At 61.3% G+C, this 16763-nt stretch carries 6 protein-coding genes; 1 reads left to right on the forward strand and 5 read right to left on the reverse strand.

What is annotated here, in order from left to right; translation table 11 throughout:
- Positions 1 to 32: 32 nt before the first annotated feature.
- The 5 genes from HGP17_RS31380 to HGP17_RS31400 form a co-directional block, all read right to left on the reverse strand.
- Positions 33 to 5987, reverse strand: coding sequence for an MG2 domain-containing protein (locus tag HGP17_RS31380; RefSeq protein WP_168815531.1), 5955 nt, complete (start codon positions 5985 to 5987; stop codon positions 33 to 35).
- 17 nt (positions 5988 to 6004) lie between these two features.
- Positions 6005 to 11653 (reverse strand): lysozyme inhibitor LprI family protein, encoded by a 5649-nt coding sequence (locus HGP17_RS31385; protein ID WP_168815533.1) that lies wholly within the window; start codon positions 11651 to 11653, stop codon positions 6005 to 6007.
- A gap of 251 nt (positions 11654 to 11904) precedes the next feature.
- On the reverse strand, positions 11905 to 13488 hold the full coding sequence (locus HGP17_RS31390; RefSeq protein WP_168815535.1) for a Na+/H+ antiporter: 1584 nt from the start codon (positions 13486 to 13488) through the stop codon (positions 11905 to 11907).
- 223 nt (positions 13489 to 13711) lie between these two features.
- Positions 13712 to 14194 carry a GNAT family N-acetyltransferase gene (locus HGP17_RS31395; RefSeq protein ID WP_168815537.1) on the reverse strand — a complete coding sequence of 161 codons (483 nt, stop codon included), beginning with the start codon at positions 14192 to 14194 and terminating at the stop codon, positions 13712 to 13714.
- A gap of 107 nt (positions 14195 to 14301) precedes the next feature.
- Positions 14302 to 15756 carry an MFS transporter gene (locus HGP17_RS31400; protein ID WP_168815539.1) on the reverse strand — a complete coding sequence of 485 codons (1455 nt, stop codon included), beginning with the start codon at positions 15754 to 15756 and terminating at the stop codon, positions 14302 to 14304.
- Positions 15757 to 15868: 112 nt separating this feature from the next.
- On the opposite strand from HGP17_RS31400, the gene HGP17_RS31405 reads away from it, so the two are divergent.
- A complete protein-coding gene (locus tag HGP17_RS31405; protein ID WP_168815541.1) occupies positions 15869 to 16744 on the forward strand; it encodes a helix-turn-helix transcriptional regulator in 876 nt (291 codons plus the stop codon).
- Positions 16745 to 16763 lie beyond the last annotated feature (19 nt).

Consider the following 16763-nt stretch of genomic DNA (forward strand, 5'->3'; position numbering starts at 1 on the left):
CTCGTCCGATCTGCGTTCAGATCGCGGTGGGCTTATTTCGCCACCACGATCTGCACGGCAGCGCTCATTCCCTGCACACCCTTCTGATACATGGTCTCCGCCGAAGCCTGGGGCTGCGTATACGAGCCGGGGATCAGGGCGCGGCTTCGATAGGCGAAGGTGTAGTTGCCTTTTGCAAGCCTGTCCGACGCGGCGAAGACCTGATCGTCACCATAAGAGACCCAGTCGCTCGGCAGGGTCGACGTCATGGAGGGCGTGGCTTCTGCCGGTGCGGTGGCTATGTTGGGATTCAGTGGATCGAGCCCTGCGGCAAGCGGCAGCGTGAGAGCCACGTGGGTCCGATCTTCCGAAACGACCAGTTCCACTCTCTCTTCGAGAATGTCGCCAACCTTGAGCTGGATAGCGCCGGTCCCATCGGGAGCGAGCTTTTCCAGTGGCGCATCACCGGCATGAACCCGATAGAGCGTGCGAGTCAGCGCGAAGCCCTGGCTTTGCGCCTGCGCCTTGTAGCCGGGATCGGCCGATAGATAGTTCGTCTCCACAAGCGCAAGCGCGGATGTCGATCCGGCATTGCTGATGGTGATGTTGCCTGAGTCCAGAGTGACCTGACGCAGCACGGGTGTATTGGCGTCCAGCGTTAGCGTCTGCGTGTTGCCATTCTGAGCAAGCGTCAATGGCAATGGCGTCGTTGGCCTTTGCCAGGCGGCGGCCAGGGCGCGGATCGCCGCTGAGGTGGCGTTGGTCGAGCCCCAACCATCGCCTTCACCCAGTTGCAGCAGGGCTGTTTTCAGGGCGGGATAGCGCGGGTCGGTTTCCGAAGTCAGGGCTGCGGCACGCACCATTTCCGCAAGGCTGCGGGTCTCCGACGGCAGGATGATGGGATTGCCGCCATCCTGTGCCTGACCGTTATAGACCAGCTGACCATCGCGCGAGAGAATGCGCACGCGCGACCACATCGCATCGGCCAAACCGCCGACGAGGCGCGGATCGGCATCCGGTGCGGCAGCGGCGGCGGCCGTCATGCGAGCAACGCTGACATTCGGCATCAATGCTGCGGAGCGGGCCAATTCCGCCGTATACGCCGGATCAAGCTTGCCGCCTTCGGCCAGAGCCGTCAACGCCTCGACTCGTTCGCGAATTTCGTCTCCGGTGAGGAGGTGCGGATAATCCGAACGCAGCGACAGTTTCAAGACGCTCGCCAGGCGATCGGTCAATGCTTTGTCGACCGGTTCGCCTGCCTTCTCAGCCGCAATCAGAAACGAATAGGCCCAGGCCGTCAGCGACACATTGCCTTTGCTGTGTGGCCAGAAGCCGACGAGCCCATCGGCATCGATGGCCTGGCTGATGGCCAGCACCGTGTTGTGCACATCGCCGTCGACGCGCTTGTCGAGATTTGCAGCGGCCAGGATCGGCGCAAAGCTTTTGAAGGCTACGCCGGAGGACGCAAGCGATATCCGTTGCTCCGTGGAACCGTAGGGAGCTTCTACCAGGGTGTTGAGCCCGGCGACGAGCTTCACCAATGCCGGATCGGAGGCTAGTGTAATCGCACGCTGAAACGATCCGGCGCGAATATTGTCTTGCGGAGCCGCCAGCGTTTTCGAGCCGCCGGCCGGAATCTCGACGATCTCGTAATGTTTGATCGGAACGCGGTCGGATTTCAGCGGCAGCGTGATTTCGACGGCGTCGCGCGCATGGTCGGCCACGCGCTCCACTCCAAACCGGAGTCGCACGTCGTCCTTACCGGGTTTCGGCTCCGGTACGGTCGCCAGAACACCGATATGAGCCGGCTTGTTCTGTTCCCAATTGAAGGAAAAATCCTTGCTGCCCGCCAGCGTCAACCCGTCGGAAACGATCGATGCCGCACCGGCGCCGCCGGCGCCTTCGACAATGCGGGCAATGACGCCTGCCTCGAACTGGTCGCCATACCGCAGAAAACGGGGCAGCGAGGGTTGTGCGACGATTTCCTGCCGGATCAGCATCTCACCCGTGCCGTAACCGAACCTGTCGGGTCCGCTAACGGCCTTGGCGCGCAGTTTGAACACGGTCAAGGAGTCTGGAAGTTTCACCTTTATCTTGGCAGTGCCATCCGCACCGATCTTTACGTCGGGAAGGTAGATCGGCACTGGCGTAAAATTCTTGCGGACGGAGATATTGTTATCCGTTCCCCAGTCCTCGCGCTCGTCGCCGCCAGGCACTTCATCAAGGGGAATGATACCAAAGGCCATGTTGCGGGTATCGCGCAGCGCCATGGTGGATGGACGTCTGACGATAAAATTCGGCAGCGGATCCAGCGGTTGTTCCGTCGCAAGCGACAGAACAGCCTGGTCGATCATCCAGAAGGTGGCGTCGCCGGAGATAGGCTGGCCGGTATCATCGGCCAGATGAAGCGTCACTTCGACCTCGTCGCCGGGGCGAGCCTTCTTCGGATAATCCATGGTGACGGTCACGGTGTTCTTCACCGGTTTCACCGTTACTGTCTTCGTTGCGGCGATCGTGACGGGTTTGCCCTGATCGAAAGGCGCGTTCGGCGTCGGAGTGCTTGTCTCCAATCTGCCGCGCATGATGAGGAAATGCACCGGAATCTGCGGCGTGTATTCCTTGCGCACTGGCAGCGCATAGTGGCCGTAGCCGTCGGCAATATCCACCCAATCGTAGTGGAACTTGCCTTCAGGCTCCTCGACGACGGCCAGCGCGCGCGCTGTCTGGAACGGGGACTGGATCAGCAGGTTGGCAGTTTCGCCGGGGATGTAACTATCCTTGTCCGTGGTGACGGTCGCTGTTCGCGCCGGCGGCTGTGCCCAGGTAACCGGCGTGGTGCCGCCGACGAAGAAATCGACGCTGACCTGCTGGCGACGACCGACGCGATCGCTGGCTTCCAGCTGAACGATGTACACACCCGCGTCTTTGGCCTCCAGCGCCAGGGTCCGGATATCCTTCGTGCTGGTGATCTTGCGCTCCAGAACGGTCTCGTCCATCTCCTGCGTGACGTATTTCGCCGAACCCTGGCTGAAGTCGCTCGCCTGCAAGGTCGATGTCCAGTTGCGGTGGATCAGCCGAGCGGTCATTTCCAATCCGGCCACCGGCTCGCCATTGCCGTCGACGGCCAAAATCTCAGGTTCTATCGCACCCGGCTTCGGGACATAGCGTGGCACCTTCAGGCCGAGCACGAAAGGCGGAACGGCATAGACATTGGTGATGCTGCGTACCTGAAGATCGTCGTCGCCGGTTACGGTCGCCTCGATCATGTAGCGGCGCGGCTGCGCGGTCGGCTCGATCGTCGTATCGAAGCTGATGCGCGAGGCGCCGCCGGCATCCGTGCTGCCGTCTCGCTCCAGTGCCGGCGAAGACTTGAATTCATCGCCGCCGGAATAGCGGGAGTCCGTCGAAAACAGGAAGCCGTCGTGGCCGGGGGGCGTCCAGTTGTAGGGATATTGCACGGCGCGCCAACGAATGGGACGATCCGCCAGCAATCCGCCTGCAAAATAGCGCGCGATCAGATCGACGTTGAACGAGGCGTCGAGCGGTACCGTCTGCGGATTGTTGAGAACGACCTCGAAGGTCGGGAGGCGATAGGCTTCCTTCTTGAAGGAAATGCTGCCGCATTGCGTCGTATTGTCGGCCGTGTCGTCGCCACTGTCAGCATTGTCGGCGGTCTGCGCGGAATCGGCCTGGGTGTCGTCTGCCTGACCATCGTCGGCATTGCCGTCGGTTGCCTGGCCGTCGGTATTTTCATCATCGCCGGATTTCTGCGCCGGCTGGTTCTCATCGGCTGCCGTATCTCCGGGCTCGAAATGGACTTTGTAGTCACCGGTCGCGGGCGTTTCGGCATCGAACTTGTGATAGAAATCACCGTAGGCGTCGAGTTTCACCGGGACGCGCCACTCCTGCTTGTCGGGACCGGTAATGACGATCTGACCGCCTTGTGTCGGCAGCGTCAGGTGGCCGCCGAGATAGCTGCGGACGTATCCCTTGATATGAACGGGCTCTTCCGGCCGGTAGATCGGCCGCTCCGTGAACACATGGCAAAGTGTGCGTGCCTGTTCGGTGCGATCTTCCTGCGGATTGGTGGTCCAATTCAACCATGGGGTCGACGGCTTGGTCCAATTATCCTGGGAATATTGGGCTGGCGCGTTGTCCGGGTCGACAACGAGAGTATCGAGCCCTTTCGTCACGATAACGCGCCGGATCCTTGCCTCCGCGCGCTGTTGCAATTCCCAGGAATAAAAGCCCTGGGCGTCCGTCGTGCCGGTCGCAAGGGTCACGTATTTGCCATTCTGCAGCCCGTCGAGTCGAACCTGCGCTCCGCTGATCGGCTTGCCATTCGAAAGCGAGGTGACGGCGAAGCGCACGCGGCTCTGCTCCTCAACAGCACTCAAGGTCAGGTCGGTCACCTGAACGCGCAGCCAATGCCGCGTCTGGTTGTCTACCGCACGCAGACCGACGAGGTAGGTGCCCGGCTGGTCCGTGCCTGCAATCCTTGCAAAGAGCGGCTTCAGATCGAGGCCGAATTTCATGTCGACGCCGCCTTTGTGGATCGGCAGGTCCACGAACTGCGAAATTGCGGGAGATCCGAGAGCCTTGACGCGGGCTGTGATCGCGTCTCCTGAGATATCATCGCCATTGGCCCACTTCTGCGGCTCCTTGCCCGGCAAGGGCGGCGCGTCGTCGTCATTCGTATCGAGGCCCGCTTGAGGGAAAGGCCAAAAATCACGCGAGAGCGGATCGATCGCATGGATGCGCACGTCGGCTCTGTCGTAGCCGCGTCCGCGCACCGGCACGAGCTGCGGGCCAAAGCGCTCGACAACACCTTGCGACGCATCCCAGACAAGCGAGGCCTGTTCCGGCGCGAAGGCGAATTTGCGGTTGAAGCCTGTGGCAAGCGGCCTGCCGCGCTCATCCGTGAGCGCACCGGCGGCAACATCGAGCGTATAGACCTTGTCGGTCAGAAAGCGACCATGGACATAGAGGCGCCCATTGCTCGCCTCGGCACTCAGATCGTCCACTGGCGGAGAAATGCGAAGGGCGTCGCGAACTGAAAATTGCGCGCCCGTCACTGGATTGCTCGAAAACCGGAAGATCAGTCCGCGGCCTTTGTTGGCGGTATCGGCGCTCTCGACCGGATTGCCGTTGTCATCGGTCGATGCGCTGGAGCTGCTGACGGTGGCGTTGGAGGTGCAACGCAAGATGCCATCAGTCGTCGTGGCGTCGAAGCCCTGTCCGCAATCGGAACTGGTCATGGTGAAGGGCACGGCGGTCCGGACGCGGAGCTCGAACGTCTGATCGCTGAAGTCGGGCGTATCTGCCAGTTTCAACCGCAAGATGGCAACGCGGCCATCGGGTACGCTGGTATGCAGCTTAACCACATAGGATTGCTGGTCGCTGCGGCTGTTGCGCTCCAGAGGCTGGATATCGAAATCCTGCGCTCCGAGCATCAGGCCGCCCTCGTCGCCGATCCCGGGCGCCGGGCGCAGCTCGATGGACAGAAGGCGGGCAAGTGCAGCCACATCGACGGGTTCGGCAAAGGTCAGCGTGATTTGGTCAAGCTCGTTGACGGGGTCATCGCCGGCGGCGGGGGCGGTGGAAACCGGCACGGGCAGCAGCGGCACAAGCTCCGTCTCGCCGCCGGCATCCTTGTCTTGACCCTGCATCTTTATTTTGACGCGGGCGAGAGGCTGCCATTTGTCGGCGGGTCGGAATTGCAGCGCACGCGGTCCGAGCCATTGCCAGGCACCGGCTGTTGCCGGCTCCACGGTCGCGAAACGTTCGGGTGAATCTTCCGGACCGCCGGCCGCAGGGCCGGTATCCGTCGGGAAGAAAATCGTCACCGGATCGTAGGCGCGCAAAAACCTCTCCGGCACGATTTTCACGCCGTCGGAGCGCTGGAGCATATCCAGTGTCGGAGAGGCCATATTTTGCTGCGCGTAGCTGCTTATTGTCAGCGATGAAGACGCAAAGGCGAGGGCAATGAGAAATACAATCTTCGTCATTGGCTTTTTCATTGGTTTCACTTCGATCCCGTGGGCTTCAAGCCGGCACGTTGCAGATAATCACTGATAACTTCGGGTGGTGGACCCGCGGGTGGCGGCGACAACCCCACCACGGATGGTCTGACGATGAGCGTCGGTGCATCGGCCGGTGCACGCGCTTCCAGCAGATAGTTACCCGCCGCAAGTTGCTCGAGCTGATTGATACCTTCGCCGATCACCTCGCCCTTTGCATTCAGCAGCCGGCTGACCGCAAGATCCGGATCAGAGCGCAGCCCGACACCGATATTGCCGCCATTCTTGACCTCGAAGCCAAAGAGCGCCGTGGTGCCTGGGGCAAGTACGACCGGGGCTCCAACACCGTCGTTTACAGGAACGACTGGCGTTGCCGAGACATTGAGGTTGCCTGACAACGGTCCTTCATGCGTGGAATAGAGCGTTAGCGTCGCATCGCCGGCCGCAACGTAGCGGTGGAACTCGGCTCCTGTCGGAAACAGCTGCAAGTCCCTGTGGCCATTTTGCTCGAGAGCAATGATGACGGGGGCGTCGGTGCTTGCATCCAGCACCATCGGCTTGTCGGGGTTGATATGGAAAGCCATGGCCTCACCCTCGAGAGGCAGGCTTTGCGGCAGCGCCAGTGATTTCAGTTCTGGCTTGGGCCAGGGGGATTGACCACCGCGCTCCAGCCAAAGGGCGACGAGCCCCGCGCCATGATCGACGATCAGTTGGCCCGGACCAGACACGGTCATGCCGTCACCGCGGGCAACGCGGCCGTCTGCTCCGATAAAGGTAGCCGAACCACCGGAGACCTTGATGACGTCTCCCTTTGCGGCATCGACCGCGATTTCTTCCGAACCGACGGTTCCGAAGAAACGGCGCTTGATCTGATCGTTGCCCAGCGTAACGGCCTGACCCGGTGACAGGCTGACGCGTGCAGAGCCGGTTTCAGGGGTGAGGTTGACGAGCCAGATTTCTTCGGCCGACGTTGCAAGGTTGCGCGACAGCGGCGCGGCGCCCGACCAGACATTCAACAGCTGCGAACTCGAGGGTGCGGAGACGACGGCGATGCCGGGTGCCACATCCAGCGTCAGGCGCTTGATGCCATTCGTCAGCTTTACGGGCTGCGCGCTGAACGCCGGAATAGTTGCCGTATAGGTTCCGTTCAACTGCACTGCCTCGAGCTCCGTCGCATCGATCGGCTTCAGCCGCATCTGCAAGCCCTCGTCGCTCGCCGCGTTCCAGACATGCAAATCCTGGCGATCGGCAAGCGCTGCCGCGCTATTGAGACTGACCCCCATGCCGCGTCCGGCCGCCAGACCAGGCTGACCAAAAGCTGAATCCGCGCGCCAGAACCTTACTTTACCCGGCGTGGCCGTTGTCGCTGGGACGACTGCCCTATCGCCCGGCGCGAGCGTCAGCGCAATTTTGGCGTTGGGCTCGGCAGGATCGACTTGGATGTGTCCTGCCGTGTTGGAGACCAGCCACAGGTGATCCGATTGCGGTGCGAAAAGCCCTGAAGTCGCTGTCGTCAGCGGGCGGTCGGCGCTTGCGCCGGCAAGCAGGTCTGCCGTGACGCCAAGGTTCACAAGCCCGGCCGATGGCGCATGCGCGAGCGCAACGTTCAGCGAGATGCCGAGGCCATCGATCGTCATGGGTTCGAGAGCGACATTGCCAGGTTCCCTCATGCCGCGGGCAATGTTACGTGCGCCGATCTTGATGGGCGCAGCTCCCCCATCAAGGGTCCAAACAGATGCACGCCATTGCGCGTCGTTGTCGGAATGAGGCCACGCTATCAGCGGTGTGCGTCCACGCGCGAAGGCCTGTGGTTTCCAGTTGCCGTCAGCGTCGCGCTTTTCGACAGAGAGCACGAGGTCGCTCGTCGACTGCGCCGCAACGAGGGCAAGCTGATCCTTGACGCCGGCGGGCAGCGGAAACGTGAAGACGGACGCACCGTTGACTTCGGCTGTGCCGTGATCGGTGAGCGCGGGTTGATCCCGCTCTTGCGGCAAAGCGAATTGTATCTCGATATCGGCGGCACTGGCTTGATCGTCGCTTGCCGTGTCCTGGTCATCGCTGCTTGTGTCGGCATCCTGAGTATCGGAATTATCTTCCGATGAGCTGGTGCCGGTGCCTGAAGCTACCGCGCGATCGAGAGAGAGCGTATAGGATCCGGCTGCCAGGCGGGTCGAAAGTGCAATGTTCCAATCATCGCTGCGTCCGGCCAGGCGCTCGATAACGGCGCCATGCTCGTCCTTCAGCACACCTTTGATTTCGTCCCGACCGAAGGTGCCGAGGCTGACGACGCGGCTATTTTCAACATTGAAGGTCAGCTCGGACGGAAGGTTGATGAAGCGCGCTTCCCCAGGCTGCAGATCCTTGGTGTTCAAGGTGATCTGGTAGTCAAGCCGATCGTCGTGCGCGAGACTGGTGAGATCGATCCGATAATGTCCGGCCTTCAACTTGCCGCTGAATTGAGGTGACGCGACAAATCGGGCGATCTGCTCATTGTCGTTGCGCACTAGCGTGCCAATCATGCCTTCGGTCAGATCGATGCTGACATTGGCATCGGCCTGAAGATCGAACGTCCAGCTGTCGGGAATACGCGTGTCGCTCTTGCTCTGCGGCTCGCGCCACTGGAACGACTGGGCTTCATTGAAGGCCAGGGGATGCGGTCCGTGGCCTTGCAGCTGAGGCGGCTCGACCACCGGTCTCAGACGCGCGACGAAACGGGTATCGACGTCGCGAGGCAGGATCACCAGGCGATAATGTCCAGGCGTGAAATCCTGCGTGAGCGTCGAGAGCGGCCCCGGGGCGGTCAGTGGCCAACCTTCCATATCCTCCAGTCGAGCCGTCAGATCGCCACCAAGGGAATAGAGATCGAGCTGGTATGATCCCGCGGTTGCTATTTCCAGCGGCACAACGGCGCCACGACCGCCGGAGAGGATTCCACGGCTGGTCCCATCGGGCACCAGTGTTGCGGCGGTCAACAGCGAGGCCGGCGTGACGGCGAGGCCGAGATGACCGGCGGAATTCTGGGCGGAGACGTTGATCTGGTAGGTACCCGCGCGCAGATAGGTTTGCAGCAGCGCATTATGGCCATCGCCATTGTCGGAAGCCGCTCCCAGCTGTGGCAGGAACGACGTGCCAAGGCTCAGTGACGTCTGCAGGCGACCAAGCGTCTCGACCCGATAAAGGCCGCCTTCGGCGACATCGAGCCGGTAAGTCTTCTGCGCATTCTCGGCAAGGTCGAGAAATTGGCGCTGGCCGGCAAGCAGTGGCGATGCGGGAACAAGTGCAGCACTCTTTTGGGTGGCGGTGCGATCCGGCTGCCAGCTGACGATGATGGAGCGTGCCGTGGACGGGGCTGGAAAACGCAAGGTCACCGTCTTGCCCTTGGCGTCGAAGCGCTGGTTGCTGGAGGCGAAAGCAACCGGCGTGTTGTGCATGTCGACGGCGGCGATGGTGCCGCCCATTGGCACGTGAACGTCGATGCGCATATCCGCCGGTGATGGCGGCCGCGACAAGGCATTCGCATCATCGGCAGGGGCGGCTTTCGGCTGCGGCACCGGCGCCGGCACATTGGACATTCCCTGGTTCTGCGATTGCTCCGGCTGTGCCGACGCGTCGACGGGCTGCCAGAGTGCCAGCGGCCGAGCCTGCAGGTCTGCCGGCAGGGCGACGGCGCGCGGACCTGTCAGCAGGCCGGGTGCGGCATTGGTGATAATTTCGTAGCTGGTCGCCTTTTCTGCCGGCCGGATGCCGAACGAAATGGTCGTCCGAGCCGGTGCCGCGGCCTGGATTGGCGGGGTAAGGCCCGGCGTACCGAAAACGAGATCGACGATCCCGACCGCCTCCTTGTCGGGCATCAACTGAAGCAGGTAGTAACCTGCGTTCAGATCGAAGCGACCGGGACTTTGGCCGTCAGCGCGTGGAGCATTGTCAGCCATCACGGGGCTGATATTTGCATGCAGAGCAATCCCCGAACTGCGGATCTCGATCGGGCCTGCCTGCGTCATCTCAAACAGCAATGATGTGGGGCCACGCAAGTTGAAGCGCCGCCGCCAGGCCTGGCCGGGGCCGAGATGAGGCAAATCGGATGCCACGATGGTGGAGTTGCCGCTGGCATCCTGGCGTAGGAGCAACGCCGTGGCGGGAATTTCATCGCCGCCTTCGCCTGCTACATCGAGACTGATAAGATTGGGCACCGAGCCGTCAAATTGCGCCTGGTTGCTGAACCGAAGCCCGCGGAGTTGGAAATGCTGGCCTTCGTAACCGGACACTTCGACAATGCCCGGCTGGTCACCAGCGGCCAACGCGAGCATGGCGACCGGTTCGCGATTTGATTTGCCGATCGCGGCAGTTTGGAAAGACATCGTCGAACTGGATAGTCGAGCGGCCCGAAGTGTCGCGGGCGCCGATTGCGGCAATGCAAGACGGAATGTGTCGAGATCTGCGGGAGCTTCAAAGCGCATGGAACCGAACGCCCCGATAACTCCTTCGACAATACCCCCAGCCAAGGACATCTGCGTGCCGGCGCGAATATGGAATGGCTCTGCCGAATCGGAATTGGTCCAGACCAGCTTCTGCCCGCCATAGGCCGTCACCAGATAACGGCCTGGTTCGACGCTTCCCATCAGCGTTGCCCGGGTCATAGGAAGGCCCGGCTTCAGCTCGAAGATCGATATTCTCGGCGCGAGCGCGGCAATGTCCGTCCCATTTCGCCACAGGCGCAGATCTTGAAGCGACCGACCGACGGCCTCGATATCGACGCGTCCTGTGTCGGGGATGTCGATCCAGTAGGATCTCTGCTGGAGATCGCCGAGTTCGGCATCAACCGACGCAAGCGAGGCGAGTGTGGCCTCCGGCTGATCAAGCTCCTGATAGGCCTGCGCGGTCAGCTTGGTGTCGCCGGTGGCGCCCTTCGCTCCAAACACGCGAATTTTGTAGATACCCTTGTCAAGCAGCGCATCGATACGACCGTCACTGACGCCCGCAGCCCCCATGCGATCTCCTGGCCCGGTGATCATGTCGACAAGCTGCAGCGCCACGCCAGAAGTGCTTTGCGTACGAATGGTGATGTGGCCGGGTTTGTCGACGGTCAGCAAAGTGCTGCCATCACGATCGGCAGGCAAATGATCCAGTGCCAAATGAGGTTGGGTGACTGGTGGCAACGGAGCCTGGATGGCCGCCGGCTTGGAAGCGACCGTTTTGACGGGTTGCGTATAGGTCTCTTGCTCAGTGGCCGGCTGTTTTTGCGGAACGGCCGAGGCGGCAGGTTCGGCACTCTGCCCGGAGCTGGACGGCGTCTGGCTTGCGGGCGTGCTTGCGCCCTTCAGCGCGGCCAGACGCGCCTGGTAGCTTGTCGTAAGGCATGTCGACAGTCGCACGGGATCCGTATCGACGCAGGATTTGTTCCGGTCTGCCAACCAGCGGCGCTGTTGCGTCCTCAGATCATTCAGTTTTGCAGGATCGCCACCCAGGCTCGCTGCCGTTTGCTTGTAGGTATTTGCCAGGGCGCTATCCTGCGCAGTCAGGACGGGAGAGGCGCAGATGGCTTTTTCGATCGCTGTCTGGGCCTTGCTGCAATCAAAGGATTGCGCCTGGCAGATCGCTGGAAAAAGACCAAAGCTGATGGCAGCAAGCAGACGCAGGCGAAGGGCGAAAGCCATGGATAACTCGTTTGTTAGGCAGCCGGCACGCTAGTCAATATGGGCTAAGTTTAAGCAAGACAAGAGGAAGGTTGCGAAGCTTCGGCACCGATGTGCCGCTTTTCCTTTGGTAGAATAACCGCACTGCTGTTGTTCGCTCAAAGGGCGAAAGACGCCAATCGCCGGTTGTTGCCTGCTTATGCAGGATTCGGACGGTGATTTGATCATCCTCATCGCCGTCTTGCGGGGAACAGATCTGCGGCTAAAAATTATCAGGACTTCGCCGAAATCGCGCTCAACTCTTCCAGGTCGAGATCCCGCTCTAGCTCATGCAGCGTTTCGTCATCAATGTCGCCGGCGCGGTGAAGGCGGATAAGCTCGCGGCGGCCGGTTGCAACGGCCTGCAGGACGACATCGAAATGGGCGTGGAGCAACGGTATATAGTGCTCGGTGCGTTCGGCGTAATCGACGATCTTTTCGGCTCTGACCTGATAACGGTTCAGCAATTGCGGATGGATCAGGTTGCCGTCGGCATCGTAAGCCAGCTTCTGTATGGTGATCCATTGCGCCTGGGCCATCGCAGCTTCGGCTTGGCTCATGGTCATGCGCGGCTTATCTGAACTCGGCTCCGTCAATCCCAATCGCCGGATCACCTGGCCAAGCGTGGTTCCCTGTATCAGCACGGTGCCGAGAATGACGCCGAATGACGTAATCAGGATGAGGTCGCGGCCGGGGAAGTTTTCGGGCACGCTGAGCGCCAAGGCAAGCGTTACCACGCCGCGAACGCCCGCCCAAGCGAGCACGGTTGCGTCGCGAAAGCCCAGCGGGGTGTATCTCTTCAGGCCGAGAAGATTGCAAAGCTTGATGACAAGGTCCGATCCGTAGGCCCAAGCAAAACGTGCCAGCGTCAAGGCGATGAGGATCACGAGTAACGGCAGGCCCATTGTCGCGACAACAACGTCGAATCCGCCGCCGCGTTCAACGACGCCGCGCAGCGACAGGCCAATCAATATGAAGACGGTGGCTTCCATCATGAAAACGATGACGGTCCAAAACGATGTCCCGCGCATGCGGGTGGAAGCTGAGAGTACCGTATGCTGGTGCCAGCTCATGATGAGGCCGGTGGTCACCGTGGCGATCACGCTCGAGACATGCAATCCTTCCCCCAGCAGATAGGAGATCCATGCGAGGAGAACCGTCGCGGAGATAATCAGATATTCGTCCTCCAGCCGGCGAACGAACAACACCCATGTTGTGCCGACGACAGCGCCAACGATGGCGCCGCCGATTGCCAGCAGAAGGAAGCTTCCGACGGCGTCCGTTGCGCTGAAGGTCCCCGTTACGCCCGCGGCAATGGCAAAGCGGAATAGCACCAGGCCGCTTGCATCGTTGAGCAGGCTTTCGCCCTCAAGCAGGATTTGCAGGCGTCGGGGTAGTCTGACCTGCTCCAGCACTGCACGCGCAGAGACGGCGTCGGGCGGAGAAACGATTGCGCCGAGTGCGGCGCATGCAGCCCAAGGCAGGGATGGGAATAACAAATGGGTCGCCACGGCAACGACTGCGCAGGTGAAGAAAACCGCGCCTATGGCAAGCGACGCTATGCCGATCATATGACGCCGCACTCGACCGAGCGCCATCGACCAGGCGCCATCCATAAGCAACGGTGGCAGGAAGATGACGAGCACAAGGGCGGGGTCGATTTGTATGGTGGGCAGGCCGGGTAGGAAGGCGAGCAGACCCCCACCGGCAAGCAGCGCCACCGACGGGGGCATGCCGCAGCGATGCGCTGCATAATGAAGTGCGATGATCGCAACAAACATCACGACCACCAGCTCGAATAAATGCGTCGGTTCCATGTGCGCTTCCTGAGGGCGGTCTCGTTCAATGGATCCATTAAAGAGAGTGTCTGCTCGAAACGCAATCGCGTGACAAGCCGCCGCTGAACGAGAGGGCAGGCCGCCTTGGTCAGATGACGATGACCGGGATGATCGGGATCATTGGCCCGGGGGCGCCAATCTTTGGGATTGCCGACGCTCGGATCACTGGTTGTCCATGGTACTGATCACGTAAACGACGCGGTCATTGCTCCACGTCGTAGGCTTTGCACACCGCGCCGTCCGCCAGGCGATAGGTCCGAAATCCCATCTTCTCGTAGTAGGCTTGGCCTTCGGCATTTGCGGCTCCGATGAATGCCTCGATCTTTTGAAGGCCGGCATCGCGCGCCGCCTGCTTCGTCACCTCGAACAGGCGCGAGCCCACGCCTCGGCGACCGGAGGTGGGCGACACGTGCGTTCCGATGATACCCCAGCCGATAGGCGTGTTAAAACGGTTGCCGTCCATCGCGCGGGTCAACGATTGAATACCGAGAATTGTGCCACCGGCATCCTCGGCCAGGGAGCAACGGATCCTCGCGGGGTTCTCGACATAGGTGCTCAAGACATAGGCTTGATCGGCCGGCAATGTGCGTTTCCCGGCCGCAACGAGCTGCTGGAGCATGTTGCTGATCTCAGGCGCATCGCTCGGCACTGCAGTTCGGATTGTTATGTCGTCGCGTATGGTCATGGGCGGACACCGTAGCTCAGGACGTGAAAGGGAGGCGCATGAGAACGCCGCCCGCTTTCTGAGCGATTTGTCGCCTTTGCCAACGCATTTTGCAAGCCGGCGTGGGCTTATTCCGGCGCGACGATCAGCGCTTCGTCGATTTCGACCTCTTCGCCGGCGGGTGCACGCTCCCGGGCCAGACGGTGAAGCGCACTGGCAAGCAGGATGACCATCAGACCGAATTCGACGGCAATGGCAGTCATCCCGGCTGCCTGGTAGTGGCCGGAATATTGCAGCACCTGTGCGAAGACCGCGCCAAGGATCGCCGGGCCGAGACCGAGTGAAACCTGCTGCATGGTGGCAAGCATGGCGCTGCCGGCGCCGGCATGCTCATGCGGCACATCCGCAAGTCCGAGGCGGTAGAAGCAATTGACGATCAACGCCTGGCCGAAACCGATCAGCACCGAGGCCGGGATGAGGTTGATCACGCCCGGATGCGGCCAGACCACGTCCAGCGTGGCAATCAGCAGGAGAAGTCCCACCATCTGGATGACGCAGCCCGTCACGAGCATGGCCTCGCGGCGCATGCCGGCAAGCCTGCGGGTAACGAAGACGGCGGAGATGAAATAGGAGCCGCCAAGCGCGATCAGGGAGTTGCCGGATTGCAGCGGCGTCAGCCCTGCGCCGGCCTGTAGCGTCAGCGCGAAGACGAACATGAAGCCGCTCCAGGAAGTGAAAAAGATGATCGCGATCAGCCCGCCGAACCGCATGCTGGAGATACGGGTCAGCGACGGCGGCAGGATCGGGAAGGCGCCGCGTGCTTCCTTGGCGCGTTGGATGCGCCAAAGGAGTGCTGCCAGCGGCAGGACGGGCACAAAACCGAGCAGGCAGAGCCAGTTCCAGTGAAGCGATGGGCCGAGCGCTGTGGAAAGAAGGACGGAGAGTGTCAGCAACGCAAGCGTAATCATGCCGGACCAGTCCACCGGAACGCGGCCCTGGCCACGTGTTTCCGGAACGTAACGCCACATGCTGACGAGAATCAGGATGCAGATCGGCAGGTTGATCAGGAAGATGCTGCGCCAGCCCGAACCGGCAATGTTGGCCGAGATCAGGAATCCGCCGAGCACCTGCCCGACGATGAAGGCGATGCCACCGATTGCGCCGTAAAGGGCGACGGCGCGGGCGTGGTCGCGGCCGGTCAGCGTGACGTGAATCGTCGCAAGGACCTGCGGCACCATCAGTGCTGCGGCAAGCCCTTGCAGCGCCCGGGCAACGATCAGGAAGGCAACGGATGTGGCCACGCCGCAGAGCAGCGAAGCAAGGCAGAACATGACGACGGCCACGCCGAACATGCGCCGGCGGCCGAAATTGTCGCCAAGGCGGGCGCCCATTGCCAGGCAAACGGCAAAGGCGACACCGTAGGCGGCGACGAAGAGTTCAAGTTCGGTCTCTCCGGCCTGAAGGGAGGCGGAGATGGCGGCGAGACCGACGTTGATGATGGAGAAATCGAGTTGCAGCAGCAATTGCCCTGCAAGCAGGATCATCAGGCCGACTTGACCGAGCCGGATGGGTGCGGATGACATGGAGACCTCAAAGCGTTTCCGAAATAGAGTCCACAGCCTTCTATACCTATGTTAAACCGGTACAAGTCACCTATTTAGACTGGTATAAATAGTGACAGGCTGGAGATTGGAAATGCATGGTACGCTCGATATAGCCGCCGCTCATCTGCCCTCCCGCGCCGAGGAGCTGGGCGAAATGCTACGCCGCCGGCGAGAGGCGCTCGATCCCAAGCGCATGGGTCTTGGCCGCATCGGCCGGATCCGTACACCGGGTTTGCGACGCGAGGAAGTCGCGGCGCGCGCCGATATCGGCATCACCTGGTACACCAAGCTTGAGCAAGGCCGGCCGATCCGCGTCTCACCGCGCGTGCTGCTAGCGGTGTCGCAGGCTCTCGAATTCAATGAATTCGAGACCGAGCACCTGTTCAGGCTTGCCAATCTGCCTATTCCGCCGCGGCTTGAAGGAACGCGCGTCTGCGAGCCGCTAACCGACGCAAGCCAACGCATCCTGGATCATCTATCGCCTTACCCCGCACTGATCCAGACAAAACGTTACAATATTCGCGGCTACAACGACGCCTATCGCAAGCTGGTTGGTGTCGATCTGAATGCGCTCCCGCTTGAGGACCGCAATTGCATCTATCTGTCGCTGGTGAACCCGGCATGGAGGGCGAGCCAGGCGGATCCGGACGAAATGCTTGCGCATATGGCCGCCCTTTTTCGGGCGTCGATGGCAGAACATCGCGACGATCCGAGCTGGGAGCGGCAGCTGGAGCGCTATATGAACGCCTCCGATCAGTTTCGTATCGTGTGGGATCGGTATCAGCTGAAGGGCATAGAAAACAAGGTGAAGCGCTTCCGCCTCGCGGACGGCACCATCCTGCCGCTCCTGTCGAACAATTGGTGGTCAAGTCCGAGCAACGACGATCGCATGATCGTTTATACGCCAATCGACGACGCCGGCGCTGAGATGTTGAAGTCGTTGCTGAAACGCAAGAAATCGTGCTGAGCGTCGGAGCCGCACTCCC

Source organism: Rhizobium sp. P38BS-XIX (assembly GCF_012641435.1).
In the GTDB taxonomy this organism is placed as follows: Bacteria; Pseudomonadota; Alphaproteobacteria; order Rhizobiales; family Rhizobiaceae; genus Rhizobium.

What these genes read in the sequence shown, in the direction of transcription:
- HGP17_RS31380 (WP_168815531.1), bottom strand. Translation starts at nt 5,987, where the DNA reads ATGACGAAGATTGTATTTCTCATTGCCCTCGCCTTTGCGTCTTCATCG.
- HGP17_RS31385 (WP_168815533.1), bottom strand. Translation starts at nt 11,653, where the DNA reads ATGGCTTTCGCCCTTCGCCTGCGTCTGCTTGCTGCCATCAGCTTTGGT.
- HGP17_RS31390 (WP_168815535.1), bottom strand. Translation starts at nt 13,488, where the DNA reads ATGGAACCGACGCATTTATTCGAGCTGGTGGTCGTGATGTTTGTTGCG.
- HGP17_RS31395 (WP_168815537.1), bottom strand. Translation starts at nt 14,194, where the DNA reads ATGACCATACGCGACGACATAACAATCCGAACTGCAGTGCCGAGCGAT.
- HGP17_RS31400 (WP_168815539.1), bottom strand. Translation starts at nt 15,756, where the DNA reads ATGTCATCCGCACCCATCCGGCTCGGTCAAGTCGGCCTGATGATCCTG.
- HGP17_RS31405 (WP_168815541.1), top strand. Translation starts at nt 15,869, where the DNA reads ATGCATGGTACGCTCGATATAGCCGCCGCTCATCTGCCCTCCCGCGCC.